We start from the raw sequence: 14,898 nt of genomic DNA, 5'->3' as shown, positions 1-14,898 counted from the left end.
CCGTCTATCGGCTGCTTTCAAGGAGAAGCCCTGATGACCCCCATTGCGAAGATCCTGCTGCTCGGTTCGGGCGAGTTGGGCCGCGAGTTCGTGATCGCCGCCAAGCGGCTGGGCGCGCATGTGATCGCGTGCGATTCCTATGCCGGTGCCCCGGCGATGCAGGTCGCCGACGAGCATGAGGTGTTCTCCATGCTCGACGGCGAGGCGCTGGCGGCCGTGATCGAGAAGCACAAGCCCGATCATGTCGTGCCCGAGGTAGAGGCGATCCGGACCGAGGTGCTCAAGGACTATGAGGATCGCGGCTATTCGATCGTGCCGTCGGCGCGTGCGACGATGCTGACGATGAACCGCGACCGCATCCGCGACGTCGCGGCGAACGAACTGGGCCTCGTCACCTCGCGCTTCCTCTATGCCGAGAGCCTCGACGAGATGCGCGCGGCGGTGGCGAAGGTCGGCATTCCCTGCGTCGTCAAGCCGGTGATGTCGTCGTCGGGCAAGGGCCAGAGCATCGTCACCGCCGAGGGCGCGGTCGATGCGGCCTGGGACTATGCCGTCGATGGGATGCGCGGCGACCGCAAGCGGGTGATCGTCGAGGCGTTCATCGCCTTCGACTATGAAATCACCCTGCTGACGATCCGCACCCGCCAGGGTGTGATCTTCTGCGAGCCGATCGGCCACAGGCAGGAACGCGGCGACTATATGGAAAGCTGGCAGCCGACGCCGATGTCGAAGAAGGCGCTCGCCGCCGCGCAGGACATGGCGCGCAAGGTGGTCGACAATCTCGGCGGCTACGGGCTGTTCGGTGTCGAGTTCTTCGTCGCGGGTGAACAGGTGATCTTCTCCGAACTGTCGCCGCGTCCGCACGACACCGGCATGGTCACGCTGATCTCGCAGAACCTCACCGAGTTCGATCTCCACGCCCGCGCGGTGCTGGGGCTGCCGATCCCGCACATCCACCTCAACGGCGCGGCCGCCTCGGCGGTGATCCTCGCCGATCGCCATGCCGAGGATTTCCATTTCGAAGGCGTCGCCGAGGCGCTGGCGCCGATGCCCGGCATTGAAACCGACGTGCGGCTGTTCAGCAAGCCGGTGACCCGGCCTAACCGGCGGATGGGCGTGGCGCTGGCGCTGGCGCGCAAAGGCGGCGCCGACGAGGCTCGCGCGGCGGCGCGGGCGGCGGCGGCGAAGGTCCGCATCGTCTATGTGGAGGAGGAATGATGCCGCGTACGCTGATCTCGTCGGGTTCGCCGTTCGAGAAGCAGGTCGGCTACAGCCGCGCGCTGGTCGACGGCGACTGGGCCTTCGTCGCCGGGACGACCGGCTATGATCCCGAAACCCGGATCATGCCGGAAAGCGCGGCCGAGCAGGCGCGCAACGCGCTGGCGCTGATCGGGCGCACGCTGGAAGGCGCGGGCTTCGCGATGGCCGATGTCGTGCGGGCCACCTATTATTTCACCGATGCCGCTTATTGGGACGAGGTCGGCCCGGTGCTGGGCGAGGCGTTCGGCGACATTCGGCCGGCCGCGACGGCGCTGATCGTGGGACTGATTAAGCCCGAGATGAAGGTGGAGATCGAAGTAACAGCGCTGCGCAGGCGATGATATGGTGTAAAACCCCGATGATCGGTGAATATTGCAGATAATTGGCAATCATATTCCGCCGCGATTTAGAAAAAATACGGAATTTTCAGCGAAATTACATTTGGCACGGTTCCTGCTGAAGTGTGTGCATCCACAACGCACATCGAAAGGGACGTTAAAATGCAGAGCTTCAAGAACACCGTCGCCGCCAGCTTCGCGGTTGTCGCCACCTTCATCACCGTCGCTGCGGCGACCCCGCTGCGTGCCGAACCGGTCAGCGTTCCTGTTGCCTATGGCGATCTGAACGTCGCCAGCGACACCGGCGCCGCCAAGCTCGACGCCCGCATCCGCAAGGCGGCCTATCAGGCCTGCGGCGCTTCGGATCTGGGCACCAGCATCAAGGTCGCCAACTGCCGCCGCGACGCGATCGGCGCCGCCAAGGCCAAGCTGGCGGTGAACAAGGTTTCGGACCTGCAGCTCGCCGCCCGCTAAGCGGCCGATCCGATGGCCTCCAGCAAGGCCGCCAGCCGAAGGGACTCCAGACCTTCGCTGGCGGCCTTTGCCGTTTCAGAAGCGGAAGCTGTAGGGAACGCCGTTGAGCGTTCCATAGCCGACCCCATGGCGCATCCCGCTCAGCGCGAAGCTGAACGGTCCCATGCGCCGATCGTCGCAGACCAGTGTGCCTTCGCCGCCTATCCCCCGGTTTCGGCGATGATATTCAAAATTGCCGATGCAGTGGGTATTCGGGCCGCCGAACAGTTCGATCGTGCCGCCGTCGTCATAATGGGTCATCGATCCGGTAAGAGCTTCGGTTCCGCCGAGCATGCCGGCGACCTCCACTGTCATTTCGCAGGCCGACAGCAGGGCCAGCGGCGCGACCAGCGATAATCTTGCAAGTCTCAAGCGACGTCCCCCCGGATGCCGGACAGGCCCAACCGGTTACAGCAGCGGCGCCGTCGGCGCCACCATGCTGGCGGGGCGCCACATTTCCTACCGGCTTTCCAACTTTAATTTTCGGGCGCTGACGCCTGCGCTTCGGTAGGAGGCCACGGCATGAGCGACAGATTGAACCATCTCCAGCGGCTAGAGGCCGAGAGCATCCACATCCTTCGCGAGGTCGTTGCCGAGTGCGAACGCCCGGTGATGCTTTATTCGGTCGGCAAGGATTCGGCGGTGATGCTGCATCTCGCCCGCAAGGCCTTCTATCCCTCGCCGCCGCCCTTTCCGCTGCTCCATGTCGATACGACCTGGAAGTTCAAGGCGATGTACGAGCTGCGCGACCGGATGGCGAAGGAGAGCGGCATGGAACTGCTCGTCTATCATAACCCGGAAGCCAGGGAGCGCGGGATCAACCCGTTCGACCATGGCCCGCTGCACACCGACATGTGGAAGACCGAGGGGCTAAAGCAGGCGCTCGACAAATATGGCTTCGACGCGGCCTTCGGGGGGGCGCGCCGCGACGAGGAGAAGAGCCGCGCCAAGGAGCGCATCTTCTCCTTTCGTACCGCCAGCCATGCCTGGGACCCGAAGAACCAGCGGCCCGAGCTGTGGAACCTCTACAACGCCCGCAAGGCCAAGGGCGAGAGCATCCGCGTCTTCCCGATCAGCAATTGGACCGAGCTGGACATCTGGCAATATATCCAGCTCAACGACATCCCGATCGTCCCGCTCTATTTCGCGGCCAGGCGTCCGACCGTGGAGCGTGACGGGTTGCTGCTGATGGTCGATGACGACCGCTTCCCGCTCAAGCCCGGCGAGACGCCGGTGGAGCGCTCGATCCGCTTCCGCACGCTCGGCTGCTACCCGCTGACCGGCGCGGTCGAGAGCGAGGCCGCGACCCTCAATGAGGTGATCCAGGAGATGCTGCTGACGACGACCTCGGAGCGGCAGGGCAGGGCCATCGACAAGGATGCCGGCGACGCCTCGATGGAGAAGAAGAAGAAGGAAGGATATTTCTGATGGCGGACGGCTACGAGTACGAGGCCGACGCCCTCATCGCCGAGGATATCGACGCCTATCTGGAACAGCAGCGCGAGAAGTCGCTGCTGCGCTTCATCACCTGCGGCTCGGTGGACGACGGCAAGTCGACGCTGATCGGGCGCCTGCTCTACGATTCGAAGATGATCTTCGAGGATCAGCTGGCGGCGCTCGAAGCCGACAGCAAGCGGGTTGGCACCCAGGGCCAGAACATTGATTTCGCGCTGCTCGTCGACGGGCTCGCCGCGGAGCGCGAGCAGGGCATCACGATCGACGTCGCCTATCGCTTCTTCTCGACCCCGAAGCGCAAGTTCATCGTCGCCGACACGCCGGGGCATGAGCAGTACACCCGCAACATGGTGACCGGCGCCTCGACCGCCGACCTCGCGGTGATCCTGATCGACGCGCGCAAGGGCGTGCTGACCCAGACGCGGCGGCACAGCTATCTGGCGCATCTGATCGGCGTGAAGAACATCGTGCTCGCGATCAACAAGATGGATCTGGTCGATTATGATCAGGGTGTGTTCGACCGCATCCTGCTGGCCTATCGCGCCTTCGCGACCGAGATCGGAATCACCAGCTTCACCGCCATCCCCATCTCGGGGATCGCCGGCGACAACATCACGACCCGCTCGGATCGGACGCCCTGGTATCAGGGCCCGACCCTGATCGATCATCTCGAGACCGTCGAGATCGATGTCGCCGCCGACCGCGCCCGGCCGTTCCGCCTGCCAGTGCAGTGGGTCAATCGCCCCAATCTCGATTTTCGGGGCTTTTCCGGCCTGGTGGCGACCGGCGAGGTGAAGCCCGGCGACGCGATCCGGGTGCTGCCTTCGGGAAAGACCTCCACCGTCACCCGCATCGTCACGCTGGATGGCGATCTCGACAGGGCGGTGGCCGGCCAGTCGGTGACGCTGACCTTCGCCGACGAGATCGACTGCTCGCGCGGCGACGTCATCGCGCTCGCCGATCAGCCTCCGCAGGTCGCCGATCAGTTCGAGGCGAGCATCGTCTGGATGGCGGAGCAGGAGATGCTGCCAGGTCGTCCTTATTGGCTGAAGCTCGGCACCCAGACCGTCACCGCCACGATCCAGGCGCCGAAATATCAGGTCGATGTGAACAGCATGGACCATCTGGCGGCGAAGACGCTGGGGCTCAACGCGATCGGCGTGGCCAACCTCACCACCGATCGCCCGATCGTGTTCGAGCCCTATGCCGACAGCCGCACGCTGGGCGGCTTCATCCTGATCGACAAGCTGACCAACGCCACCGTCGCGGCGGGTATGCTGCATTTCTGCCTGCGCCGCTCGCAGAATGTCCACTGGCAGGCGACCGACACCAGCCGCGAGAAGCGCGCCGACCTGAAGAACCAGAAGCCGGCCGTGCTATGGTTCACCGGCCTGTCAGGCGCCGGCAAGTCGACCATCGCCAACATCGTCGAGAAGAAGCTGACCCGGATGAACCGGCACACCTTCCTGCTCGACGGCGACAATGTCCGTCACGGCCTCAACAAGGATCTGGGCTTCACCGATGCCGATCGGGTGGAGAATATCCGCCGGGTCGGCGAGGTCGCGAAGCTGATGACCGACGCCGGGCTGATCGTCATCACCGCCTTCATCTCTCCCTTCCGGGCGGAGCGCGACATGGTGCGGGCGATGATGGCGCCCGGCGAGTTCGTCGAGGTGCATATCGACACCAGCCTGGCCGAGGCGGAGAAGCGCGACGTGAAGGGCCTCTACAAGAAGGCGCGCTCGGGCGAGCTCAAGAACTTCACCGGCATCGACAGCCCCTATGAGGCACCCGACACGCCCGAGATACGGATCGACACCGCGGCCACCTCCCCCGAGGAGGCGGCCGAGCTGATCATCGCGAAACTGCTGGGCGAGGAATGATGAACGACGTCGAGCTGGCGATCCACATCGCCGACCGCGCGGGACGGATGCTGCTCGACCTTCGCGGTTCCGGACGATTCGAGGGCAAGGCGCTTGGTGTCGAGGGGGACCGCATCGCCAACGCCTTCATCATGGAGACGCTGCGGCGTGAGCGGCCCGATGACGCGATCCTGTCCGAGGAGGAGGTCAACGACACCGCGCGCTGCTCGGTCGAGCGGGTGTGGATCGTCGACCCGCTCGATGGCACCCGCGAATATGGTGAGGGCCGCGCCGACTGGGCGGTTCATGTCGCGCTCGCAATCGGCGGCCAGCCCAGCATCGGCGCCGTGGCGCTGCCGGGCCTGGGGTTGACCCTCGACTCCGCGGCGCCCCCCGCCTTGCAGCCCGCCGCGCAGACCCTGCGCATGCTGGTCAGCCGCACCCGCCCCGCCGCCGAGGCGGTGGCCGTGGCCGGGACGCTCGGCGCCGAGCTGGTGCCGATGGGCTCGGCGGGGGCCAAGGCGATGGCGGTGGTGCGCGGCGAGGCCGACATCTACCTCCATTCGGGCGGCCAATATGAGTGGGACAATTGCGCGCCAGTCGCTGTGGCGCGGGCGGCCGGGCTGCACTGCTCGCGCATCGACGGATCGCGGCTGACCTACAACCACGCCAATCCCTGGCTGCCCGACCTGCTGATCTGTCCCGCCGGTTTGGCGGAGGAGATACTCCGCCTGGTCGGCGACCTGAACCAGGCAGCCTGATCGGAACGCCCCCATGATCGACTGGCTCAACGCGCTGGCCGGCCTGCTGGTCGGCATCATCGTCGGGATCACCGGCGTCGGCGGGGGCTCGTTGATGTCGCCGATCCTGATCCTGGTCTTCGGCGTGGCTCCGGCGACGGCGGTCGGCACCGACCTGTGGTTCGCCGCCGCGACCAAGACCGCGGGCTCGGTGGTCCATCATCGCCAGGAAAGCGCCGATCTGGCCATTGTCGGCTGGTTGTGCGCGGGCAGCATCCCGGCGGCGCTGCTGACCCTGTTCTTCCTGTTCGAAGCCGGTGGGCACCAGGTGAAGCACGGGCTGATCGTGACGATGCTCGGCGGGATGCTGCTCATCACCTCGGTCGCGACCCTGTTCCGCCGCCAGCTCGTCACCGCGATGATCGACGTCGACGACGAGGCGCGCGTGCGCCGCTTCGTCCGCTACCAGCCGGTGCTGACCGCGCTGGCCGGGGCGGTGCTCGGGACATTGGTAACCCTGACGTCGGTGGGGGCGGGGGCGCTGGGCGCGACGCTGCTGCTGATGCTTTATCCGTTGCGCCTGACCGCGCGGAAGCTGGTCGGCACCGATATCATGCACGCGGTGCCGCTCACCCTGGTCGGGGGGCTGGGCTATATGCTGGCGGGCGCGGTCGACCTGAAGCTGCTGGCGACGCTGCTGATCGGATCGATCCCGGGCATCATCATCGGATCGCGACTGACCCTGCATCTCAACGAGTTGATCGTGCAGCGGGCGCTGGCGGTGATCCTGTTCGTCACCGGCCTCAAGCTGGTAATGAGCTGAGCCGCATCACAGCGCGGCGCGGGCGATCATCGCCCAGCTGATCCCGGGAAAGGCGGCCTCGATCATCGCGCGGGCGGCGCGTCGTCCTTCCTCGGCGGCCTCGTCAGCCCGCTGCGCGGCCTCGGCATGGGCCTCGCGATCGTCGTCGATCCTGTCGTGGAGCCGGGCCCGGCTGTCGGCCGCAGCGATCTCGGCCAACAGCTCTTCCAGGCGGAGCCCGTCGGTCATTCGCGGCCCCCGCCCGCCTCAACCCAGGCCTGGTGGATCGCGTCGATCTCGAACAGGCCATAGGCCGCGGCCAGGCAGTCCGACCAGGCCTCGTCATGGAGCCGGAGTGCGGTGGCGTGCAGCCGGCGCCCTTGCTCGCCGGCCAGGTGCCGGCGGGCCTGGGCGGTGGCTGCCCAGTGACGCAGGCCGCGCAGCGCGCGTTGCAGGGTATCGATCTCGGCGACCTCGCGGTCCTCGGCGCCGATCGGCTGGCAGGCGGTCATCGCAGCTCCGGGTTGTTGCGCAGATATATACAAGAATCTTGTAAAATGTCAAGATGAGTCTTGGTCGACGATGAAGGTGGCCCGTCACCAGGTTCAACTCGACACCCATAAAAATCCGCCGCTTTTCTGTCTCCTGTCAACAATTGTAACTTCGCGTCCAGTCCTATTTCCTTGGACGATAGAGCGGCGCAAAGAGGGGGCGGACAGGGGCGAGGTGAGTCGCGATGAACATGATGACGGCGGATATGTGGGACCGGGCCGAGAGCCTTTCCCCCGATGCGCTCATGGGGATGGCGATGCGCATCATCGAAACGCCGCGGCCGCAGCCGCCGGCGTGGATGATCGCCCCCAGCTTCCGCGAGATCGAGGAGCCGATTTCCGCGCGCGCGCCGCAGGCGGCCGGTTCCGCCAGCCAGACCGCGCCCTATCGCTCGGTCCGGGAGGTCCCGCGCTTTTCCTGAGCCTTCCGTTGCGTTGAGTACCGACCCGCGCCGCCGTCGGCCGCGGGTCTTTTTTTGCTCGACCGATAGGAAAAATCCTAGACATGTAGGAATGCAGGATTAGAACAAATAAGGAACAAACTATCGAGTCGGATCATGGGAAAACCCGTTTTCCGGGCATCGCCCGGCTGCGAGCTGGCGTGCCCGGCCTGCGATATCATGTGCGCGATACTGGCTGGCGAGGCGGACGACGCCTGGCGGGCGCTGGAGCATCTTCGCGGCCTGCCCGCACCGCGACCGGCGGCGATGCTGACGTACGCTGAAGCGCGGCTGGCAGACGCAGAGCGAGCGTTCGCGCGAGCGCGTCCCGCCGGGCGGGCGGAAGCTCACCCTCCAGCATGGTCTCGAACATGCGCGTCAGTGCTGCTGCATTAGGGAGGGCGACATCAAGGCGGACATATTGGACGGCGGGCTCTGCCGACGCCGCTTCGGCGGCGGCTTCCTCGGCCGACAGGCCGGCAAGCTCGAGCACCTCCTGCGGTTCGACGCCGAAGGGCTGCAATGCGGCAGCGATACGGCGGGCGGCCTCGATCGGCAGCGGGCCGGTGAAGCGCTTTTCCTCATAATAGGCGTAGCGCGTGTCGAGCGGGGCACCGAGACGCGCAGCGAAGGCCCGCATCGACAGGCCGGACCGGGCGCGGAGACCGCGCATGATTTCATGGGGAAGCGTCATGCCTGATCCGTAATCTTTGAACATGAATGTGCAAGTTATTTGTCTAATTGATGGAGCAAGGCGGGATGGCGAGAGCGGGACGCAAGCGCAAGGCGGGGGCGCGGACCAAGGCGGGGCGGCTGATTGCAGGCACGGCGGTGCGGATCGATCGCGGCACCGCCGAACTGCGGCTGCACCGTGCCCGGCGCGCCGGCCGGCTCGACGGGGCGGCCGAGCGGCTGTGGCAGCAGGGAAGGGCGGAGGAGGCGGTCGCCGATATCGGTGCCGGGGATCACGGTCAGGCGGTGGATGCTGTCGGCCGTGCCTGGCTGGCGGGGCTGCTCGACCATCCCGCCCGTGATGGCGAGGCGATGCGCGATGCGGGGCGCGTGCTCTTCAAGCTCTACTGGGCGCATTATGCCGAACTCGCGCCGAGCGGTGGGCTCTATCGTGAGCTGGCCGGGCGCGGGGTGGTCCGCACGGGTGCGAGCGGAAATATCGAGCGCGCGGCGCAGCTGGAAGCCGCGCTCAACCGGCGGCTGGCGATCCTGGACGATTGCGGACGCGATGTGCGCCGCGCGGTGGAGAGCCTCTGCATCGATCATCATTTCGAATATGGCCCGGCCTGGCTCGACCGGCTGATCGCCGCGCGGCGCGCGGAGCGCGCCGGCTCGGCGGAAGACGGAGCCCGGATGCAGGCCGCACTGCTCGGGCTGGCGGCGCTCGCCTGAACGATCGTCACGCCCATCGCGGGACAGGAACTGTGCCGTACAGGATTTTATTTCCGGCGCGGCTTGCCCTATGATGGACCGGTTGAGGGGTGGGGCTTTCCATGGCGCAGGTATCGGGCGGGACGGTGGCCGCCATCCGGATGGACCAGATCGACGTCAGCGATCTGATCCAGGGGGACCCGATCGAGAACAGTTCGATTACCTTGTCGTTCGACAAGGGCCATGGCAATATCCTCACCCTGCGCGGCGTCTCCTTCACCTATGACGACTTCGACCGGCTGGACGGCGGCCAGCTGTTCCTGCTGGACCTGAGTGCGGGCGGCGAGACGCTGCTGAACGTTACGGGTCTGACGACCCTGGCCTCCCGCTTCACCAAGCTCGCGCGCGAAGACAATGACGCCGGGGCACTCGGTGTCGCCTTCGGCGGTGACGACATGATGCAGGGCACCGGCTTCGATGACTTTCTGAACGGCTTTGGCGGGCACGACAATCTCTATGGCGGCGCGGGGGCCGATACGCTGCAGGGCGGGGCCGGCAACGACCATATCTACGGCCGGTCGGCCGAGGGCGGCGTGGACGGCGACGATCGGATCCTGGGCGAGGACGGCAATGACTATCTCCAGGGCAATGCCGGTAACGACACGCTGGATGGCGGCGCGGGCGTCGACCGCATCCAGGGCGGCCAGGGCAATGACAGCGCCAGCGGGGGCGCCGGGAACGACAGCATCAATGGCAACCTCGGCAACGATACGCTCGACGGTGGCGACGGCAACGACTTGTTGCGCGGCGGACAGGGAAATGATTCGCTCTCGGGCGGGATCGGCAACGACACGCTGAGTGGTGATCTGGGTGTCGACACGCTGCGTGGCGGCAGCGGGGCGGACCGGTTCGTCTTCACGAGCGGCACGGCCCTGTTCGCCGGGGCGGGGCCGGACGTCGTCTCCGACTTCGCCAATGGCTCCGATAAATTCGATCTTGGCTTCCGCGTCGCAGCTGTGCTGTCGGCAGGCCGGCAGGGTAGCGTCGCCAGCGCGGCCGATACCGCCCAGACCTTGCTGGACAATCGTGCCGGCCTTGGCGAGGTGGCGGCGCTCACCATCGGCAGCGACACCTATCTCTTCTATTCGAGCACGGGCGGCGCGACGGTGGATTCGGCCGTTCGGGTGATAGCGACCAACGCGACGTCGATCGACCTTAACGATTTCGTCTGAGGCAGGCGCGACGGTTCAGACCGCCGGCTCCACCACCAGCATATTCTCCTCCATCGCCACCACCGTCGCGATCGTGCCGGCGGCCATGTCGGGTCCCTTCGCGGCCCAGAAGCTGTCGCCGTCGGTGGCGCGGCCATAGCCGCCGCTTATCGCTTCGCAGATCGTCACCCTTTTGCCGATCGTGCGCTGGGCGCGCTTGTTGAGCAATGGTTCGGGCGCCTCGTCGGCTGCGCGGCGGTAGAGGAAGCGGCCGCCGTAAATGGAGGCGACTGCCGCCACCGCGAAGATCGCGAAGTCGACCGCGAGCGGCGGTGCGAACAGCAGCGCGATCAGTCCGGTCAGGAACGCCGCCAGCGCGATCCAGATCAGGAAGACGCCGGGCACCACCAGTTCGGCCGTGGCGAGCAGCGCGCCCGCCACCAGCCAGCCCCAGCGCGGGTCGATCTGGGCGAAAAGCTCGCTCATGCCGGCCCGTCCGTCGAAAACGGCACCGAGGGAACCGCGCCGCGCTGCCGGGGCCTGGTGGCCGGGGGCGGCGGGACGGGCGAACCGTCTTCGCCCAGCGCCGCCTTGGCCAGCGCGCCGATACCGCCGATCGTGCCGATCAGCTGGGTCGCCTCGACCGGGAAGAGGATCGTCTTGGCATTGGGCGACGTCGCGAACTTGCCCACGGCCTCGACATATTTCTGCGCGACGAAATAGTTGATCGCCAGCGCCTCGCCATTCTCGATCGCCTCGGAAACGACGCGGGTGGCGTTGGCCTCCGCCTCGGCGGCGCGCTCGCGTGCCTCGGCGTCGCGGAAGGCGCTCTCGCGGCGGCCCTCGGCCTGGAGTATCTGGCTCTGCTTCTGTCCTTCGGCCTTGAGGATCTCGGAGGCGCGCTGGCCTTCGGATTCGAGGATCAGCGCGCGCTTCTCGCGCTCGGCCTTCATCTGGCGGCCCATCGCGTTGACGATGTCCGCAGGCGGGCGGATGTCCTTGAGCTCTACGCGGGTCAGCTTGACGCCCCAGGCGCTGGTCGCATGGTCGACGACGCTGAGCAGCCGTGCGTTGATCTCATCGCGCTTGGACAGCGTCTCGTCGAGGTCCATCGAGCCCATCACCGTGCGCAGGTTGGTCGTCGTCAGGTTGAGCAGCGCGCGATAGAGGTCGGCCACTTCATAGGCCGCTTTCACCGGATCGAGCACCTGGAAGAAGACGACCCCGTCGACCGAGACCATCGCATTGTCCTTGGTAATGATCTCCTGCCCGGGAATGTCGAGCACCTGCTCCATCATGTTGATGCGGCGGCCGATCCGGTCGATGAACGGCATGATCAGCGTGAAGCCGGGCTGTGCGGTCTTGGTGTAGCGGCCGAACCGCTCGATCGTATATTCGAATCCCTGGCGGACCACCGTGACCGCCGAAAAGACGAAGATGATCGCCAGGAAGGCGATTGCCGCGAACAATATGGCCGCGATCGTCATGTTTCGCTCTCCCTTGTTGGACGCGGCATGATAGCGTGTCCGCCCGCAGTTCATAGCGAAACCGGAACTTTCCGCCCCGTCCCGGGTCATGGCCAACGGAGGAACCCCCGTGCGCCTGACCATCGAAACCGATCTTCGTTATCATTTCGCCGAACCGGCCGACGTACTGCTGACCGTCGAGGTGGCACAGCTCCCCGATCAGGCGCTGATCGGCGACCGCCTGGTGATCGACGGTGTTGGGCCGCTGCGCGCCATCGATGGCGAGGACGGCATAGGCCGGCGCACATGGATGCGCGCCGAAGGCGATTTTCAGGCACGCTACAGCGCCGAGGTGGAACTCGACCGGCGCCCGGTGACGATCGACGAACTGCCCATCACTCCGCGCCGCGAGCTTCCGGCCTCGGTGATCCCCTATCTGTGGCCGAGCCGCTATTGCGAGGCCGATCGGTTCGAGGCCTTTGTCGAGCGGGAGTTTCCGGGTGCCAATCACGGCGCGCGCGTGCTGGCGATGGCGAAATGGATTCGCGAGCATCTCGACTATTGCCCAGGGGCGAGTGATGCGCGGACGACGGCGGTCGACGTGTTCGTCTCGCGCCAGGGTGTGTGCCGCGACTTCGCCCATCTGCTCGCCAGTTTCGCGCGGGCGGCGGGCGTTCCGGCGCGGCTTGTGTCGGCCTATGCCTGGGATCTCGACCCGCCCGATTTCCATGCGGTGGTGGAGGTGTGGCTGGCCGGCGACTGGTATCTGGTCGATCCGACCGAACTTGCCCCGCACGACGGGCTGGTGCGGATCGCGGTGGGGCGCGACGCCACCGACATCGCCTTCATGACGATCTTCGGCACAGCGGAGCTGATCGAGCAGAGCGTCTCGGTCCGTCGCCAGGACACTGCCCTACCTGGCTAATACGGTCTGGCCATTCGGTTGCACTTGCGCCTACAAGGCTGTCAGCAGATTGCTTTCGAAGGATTTCTTTCCATGGATCGTCGCAGTTTCATCGCCACGGCCGGTACCGCCGCGCTTATCGCCGGACTTCTTCCTACCGCCGGATTCGCCCAGGCCGCCAGCGCTGCCGCACCGCCGGAACCGGGCAGTGACGCCGCGCTCAATGCGCTGTTCGAGCGCATCTTCAACGACACGCTGAATCATTCTCCCGAGTTCGCCACCGGGCTCGGCTATGACAAGGGCGCCCGCAAGGCCGCCAAGAGCCGGCTCGACGGCAATCGCGAGGCCGACATGCGGGAAGACCTTGCCCGCAACCGCAAGTGGCTGGCCGAACTGGAGGCGTTCCCGACGGCCGGGCTCTCCCCCGCTGCAGCACTCAATCGCGAGATCGTGATCTATTCGGCGCGCAACCAGATACTGCCGTCCGAGAAGTTCGATATCGACAGCGTGATCAGGCCCTATCGCATCTTCCAGCAGGGCGGCGCCTATTTCGAGATTCCCGATTTCCTGAACGCCACCCATGTCATCGCCGACCGGGCCGATTGCGAAGCCTATCTCGCGCGGCTGGAGGCCTTTGCCGGGGTGCTCGATGGCGATACCGAGGTGGCCCGTGCCCGCGCCGAGCGCGGCTTCATCCCGCCCGATTTCTCGATCGACCTGACGATCGGCCAGATGGAGAAGCTGCGCAACGCGCCGGCCGATAATAACGGCCTGGTTGGATCGCTGGTTCGCCGCGCGCGGGAAAAGGGCATCGAGGGCGATTTCGCCACGCCGGCCGCGGCGCTGGTCCGCGACAAGGTCTATCCCGCGCTGGACCGCCAGATCGCACTGATGAAGGAACTGCGTGGCAAAACGCCGGCCGGCGCCGGCATCTGGCGGGTGCCGCAGGGCGACGCGATCTACGCCGCCGCGCTAGCCCAGGCGACCACCACCAATTTCACGCCCGCGGAAGTCCACCAGATGGGCCTCGAGCAGGTCGCCCAGATCAGCGCCGAGCTGGATTCGATCCTCAAGGGCGAAGGCCTGACCCAGGGCAGCGTCGGCGAAAGGCTCATCGCGCTTAACCGGGATCCGAAGCAGCTCTACGCTGACAGCACCGAGGGCCGCGCCGCGCTGATCGCGTCGCTTAACGAGGGGGTGAAGGCGATGTATGCGAAGCTGCCGCAGGTCTTCTCGCATGTCCCGTCCGCCCCGCTGGAGATCCGCGCGGTACCGGTCGACATCCAGGACGGCGCCTCGAACGGCTATTACAAGCGCGCGACGCTCGATGGCTCGCGCCCGGCGATCTATTTCATCAACCTCAAGGAAACCGGCGACTGGCCGAAATATACACTGCCTTCGCTGACCTATCATGAAGGCGTGCCCGGCCATCATCTCCAGATCAGCCTGGCGCAGGAATCGAAGGATATCCCCACCCTGCGCAAGATCAGCTTCTTCGGCGCGTACAGCGAGGGCTGGGCGCTCTATGCCGAGCAGCTGGCGGACGAGCTTGGCGGCTATGCCGGGCCGATCGAGCGGGCCGGCTACCTCCAGTCCTTCCTGTTCCGCGCGGCGCGGCTTGTGGTCGACACGGGTATCCACACCAAGAAATGGGATCGGGAGAAGGCGACCGCCTATATGGTGGAGACGACCGGCTTCGCCCAGCCGCGCTCCCAGCGCGAGGTCGAGCGCTACTGCACCCAGCCGGGGCAGGCCTGTTCCTACAAGGTCGGTCACATGGCCTGGGTGCGCGCGCGTGCAAACGCCCAGAAGGCGCTGGGGGCGAAGTTCGACATCCGATATTTCCACGACGTGCTGAAGAGCGGCGCGATGCCGCTTACCGTGATGGAGCGGCTCGTCGAGGCCCGCACGAAGGCGGTGCTCGCCCAGGGATAGGCGGTTTGTCTTTCGGGTTGCCGGTGCACCGAGTTCCG

Annotated in this window: 18 protein-coding genes; 12 read left to right on the top strand and 6 right to left on the bottom strand. The window is 66.2% G+C overall.

The annotated features are described in order from the left end of the window. Window positions 1-33 precede the first annotated feature (33 nt). From purT to CMV14_RS17190, 3 genes are all read left to right on the top strand, one after another. Window positions 34-1,218 carry a formate-dependent phosphoribosylglycinamide formyltransferase gene (gene purT, locus CMV14_RS17200; protein ID WP_066962125.1) on the top strand — a complete coding sequence of 395 codons (1,185 nt, stop codon included), beginning with the start codon at window positions 34-36 and terminating at the stop codon, window positions 1,216-1,218. Then, window positions 1,215-1,601: a RidA family protein gene (locus CMV14_RS17195; RefSeq protein ID WP_238147074.1), complete on the top strand. Its 387-nt coding sequence runs from the start codon at window positions 1,215-1,217 to the stop codon at window positions 1,599-1,601. The genes purT and CMV14_RS17195 overlap by 4 nt, the downstream gene beginning before the upstream one ends. Before the next feature lie 159 nt (window positions 1,602-1,760). After that, a complete protein-coding gene (locus CMV14_RS17190) occupies window positions 1,761-2,072 on the top strand; it encodes a UrcA family protein (RefSeq protein ID WP_066962122.1) in 312 nt (103 codons plus the stop codon). Between the two features lie 75 nt (window positions 2,073-2,147). Here the strand turns inward: CMV14_RS17190 and CMV14_RS17185 are convergent, their stop codons facing one another. Next, complete coding sequence (locus CMV14_RS17185) at window positions 2,148-2,483, bottom strand: hypothetical protein (protein WP_096367778.1); 336 nt, start codon at window positions 2,481-2,483, stop codon at window positions 2,148-2,150. A gap of 150 nt (window positions 2,484-2,633) precedes the next feature. Here CMV14_RS17185 and cysD point away from each other — a divergent pair, with 150 nt between their 5' ends. The 4 genes from cysD to CMV14_RS17165 are packed head-to-tail and all read left to right on the top strand — an operon-like array spanning window position 2,634 to window position 6,991. Further along, entirely contained in the window at window positions 2,634-3,539 is a 906-nt protein-coding gene (cysD, locus tag CMV14_RS17180; protein ID WP_066962116.1) for a sulfate adenylyltransferase subunit CysD, read from the top strand. Beyond that, window positions 3,539-5,449: a sulfate adenylyltransferase subunit CysN gene (cysN, locus tag CMV14_RS17175; protein ID WP_066962113.1), complete on the top strand. Its 1,911-nt coding sequence runs from the start codon at window positions 3,539-3,541 to the stop codon at window positions 5,447-5,449. The genes cysD and cysN overlap by 1 nt, the downstream gene beginning before the upstream one ends. Further along, window positions 5,449-6,189, top strand: coding sequence for a 3'(2'),5'-bisphosphate nucleotidase CysQ (locus CMV14_RS17170; protein WP_066962419.1), 741 nt, complete (start codon window positions 5,449-5,451; stop codon window positions 6,187-6,189). The genes cysN and CMV14_RS17170 overlap by 1 nt, the downstream gene beginning before the upstream one ends. Before the next feature lie 13 nt (window positions 6,190-6,202). After that, window positions 6,203-6,991 (top strand): sulfite exporter TauE/SafE family protein, encoded by a 789-nt coding sequence (locus CMV14_RS17165; RefSeq protein ID WP_066962111.1) that lies wholly within the window; start codon window positions 6,203-6,205, stop codon window positions 6,989-6,991. A gap of 6 nt (window positions 6,992-6,997) precedes the next feature. Here CMV14_RS17165 and CMV14_RS17160 read toward each other — a convergent pair whose 3' ends face one another. Next, on the bottom strand, window positions 6,998-7,219 hold the full coding sequence (locus tag CMV14_RS17160) for a hypothetical protein (RefSeq protein ID WP_066962108.1): 222 nt from the start codon (window positions 7,217-7,219) through the stop codon (window positions 6,998-7,000). Then, window positions 7,216-7,482, bottom strand: coding sequence for a hypothetical protein (locus CMV14_RS17155; RefSeq protein ID WP_066962105.1), 267 nt, complete (start codon window positions 7,480-7,482; stop codon window positions 7,216-7,218). Before CMV14_RS17155 ends, CMV14_RS17160 begins: the two co-directional genes overlap by 4 nt. A 296-nt stretch (window positions 7,483-7,778) precedes the next feature. Here CMV14_RS17155 and CMV14_RS17150 point away from each other — a divergent pair, with 296 nt between their 5' ends. Continuing rightward, entirely contained in the window at window positions 7,779-7,943 is a 165-nt protein-coding gene (locus CMV14_RS17150; protein ID WP_238147073.1) for a hypothetical protein, read from the top strand. 196 nt (window positions 7,944-8,139) lie between these two features. Here CMV14_RS17150 and CMV14_RS17145 read toward each other — a convergent pair whose 3' ends face one another. After that, entirely contained in the window at window positions 8,140-8,655 is a 516-nt protein-coding gene (locus CMV14_RS17145) for a hypothetical protein (protein WP_066962099.1), read from the bottom strand. Window positions 8,656-8,720: 65 nt separating this feature from the next. On the opposite strand from CMV14_RS17145, the gene CMV14_RS17140 reads away from it, so the two are divergent. Together CMV14_RS17140 and CMV14_RS17135 are read left to right on the top strand one after the other, a co-directional pair. Further along, on the top strand, window positions 8,721-9,365 hold the full coding sequence (locus CMV14_RS17140; RefSeq protein WP_139114699.1) for a hypothetical protein: 645 nt from the start codon (window positions 8,721-8,723) through the stop codon (window positions 9,363-9,365). A 101-nt stretch (window positions 9,366-9,466) separates the two neighbouring features. After that, window positions 9,467-10,576, top strand: coding sequence for a calcium-binding protein (locus CMV14_RS17135; protein WP_066962093.1), 1,110 nt, complete (start codon window positions 9,467-9,469; stop codon window positions 10,574-10,576). 15 nt (window positions 10,577-10,591) lie between these two features. Here the strand turns inward: CMV14_RS17135 and CMV14_RS17130 are convergent, their stop codons facing one another. Continuing rightward, window positions 10,592-11,041: an NfeD family protein gene (locus CMV14_RS17130; protein WP_066962090.1), complete on the bottom strand. Its 450-nt coding sequence runs from the start codon at window positions 11,039-11,041 to the stop codon at window positions 10,592-10,594. Beyond that, window positions 11,038-12,042 carry an SPFH domain-containing protein gene (locus CMV14_RS17125; protein ID WP_066962416.1) on the bottom strand — a complete coding sequence of 335 codons (1,005 nt, stop codon included), beginning with the start codon at window positions 12,040-12,042 and terminating at the stop codon, window positions 11,038-11,040. Before CMV14_RS17125 ends, CMV14_RS17130 begins: the two co-directional genes overlap by 4 nt. 109 nt (window positions 12,043-12,151) lie before the next feature. Here CMV14_RS17125 and CMV14_RS17120 point away from each other — a divergent pair, with 109 nt between their 5' ends. Continuing rightward, window positions 12,152-12,946, top strand: a complete 795-nt coding sequence (locus tag CMV14_RS17120) for a transglutaminase-like domain-containing protein (RefSeq protein ID WP_066962413.1) — start codon at window positions 12,152-12,154, stop codon at window positions 12,944-12,946. Window positions 12,947-13,018: 72 nt separating this feature from the next. Next, window positions 13,019-14,860 (top strand): DUF885 domain-containing protein, encoded by a 1,842-nt coding sequence (locus CMV14_RS17115; protein ID WP_066962086.1) that lies wholly within the window; start codon window positions 13,019-13,021, stop codon window positions 14,858-14,860. The last annotated feature ends 38 nt before the right edge of the window (window positions 14,861-14,898 follow it).

It is taken from the genome of Rhizorhabdus dicambivorans (genome assembly GCF_002355275.1).
In the GTDB taxonomy this organism is placed as follows: Bacteria; Pseudomonadota; Alphaproteobacteria; order Sphingomonadales; family Sphingomonadaceae; genus Rhizorhabdus; species Rhizorhabdus dicambivorans.
Note: the sequence above shows the minus strand (reverse complement) of the source record. Positions and strands in the feature narration are given on the sequence as shown.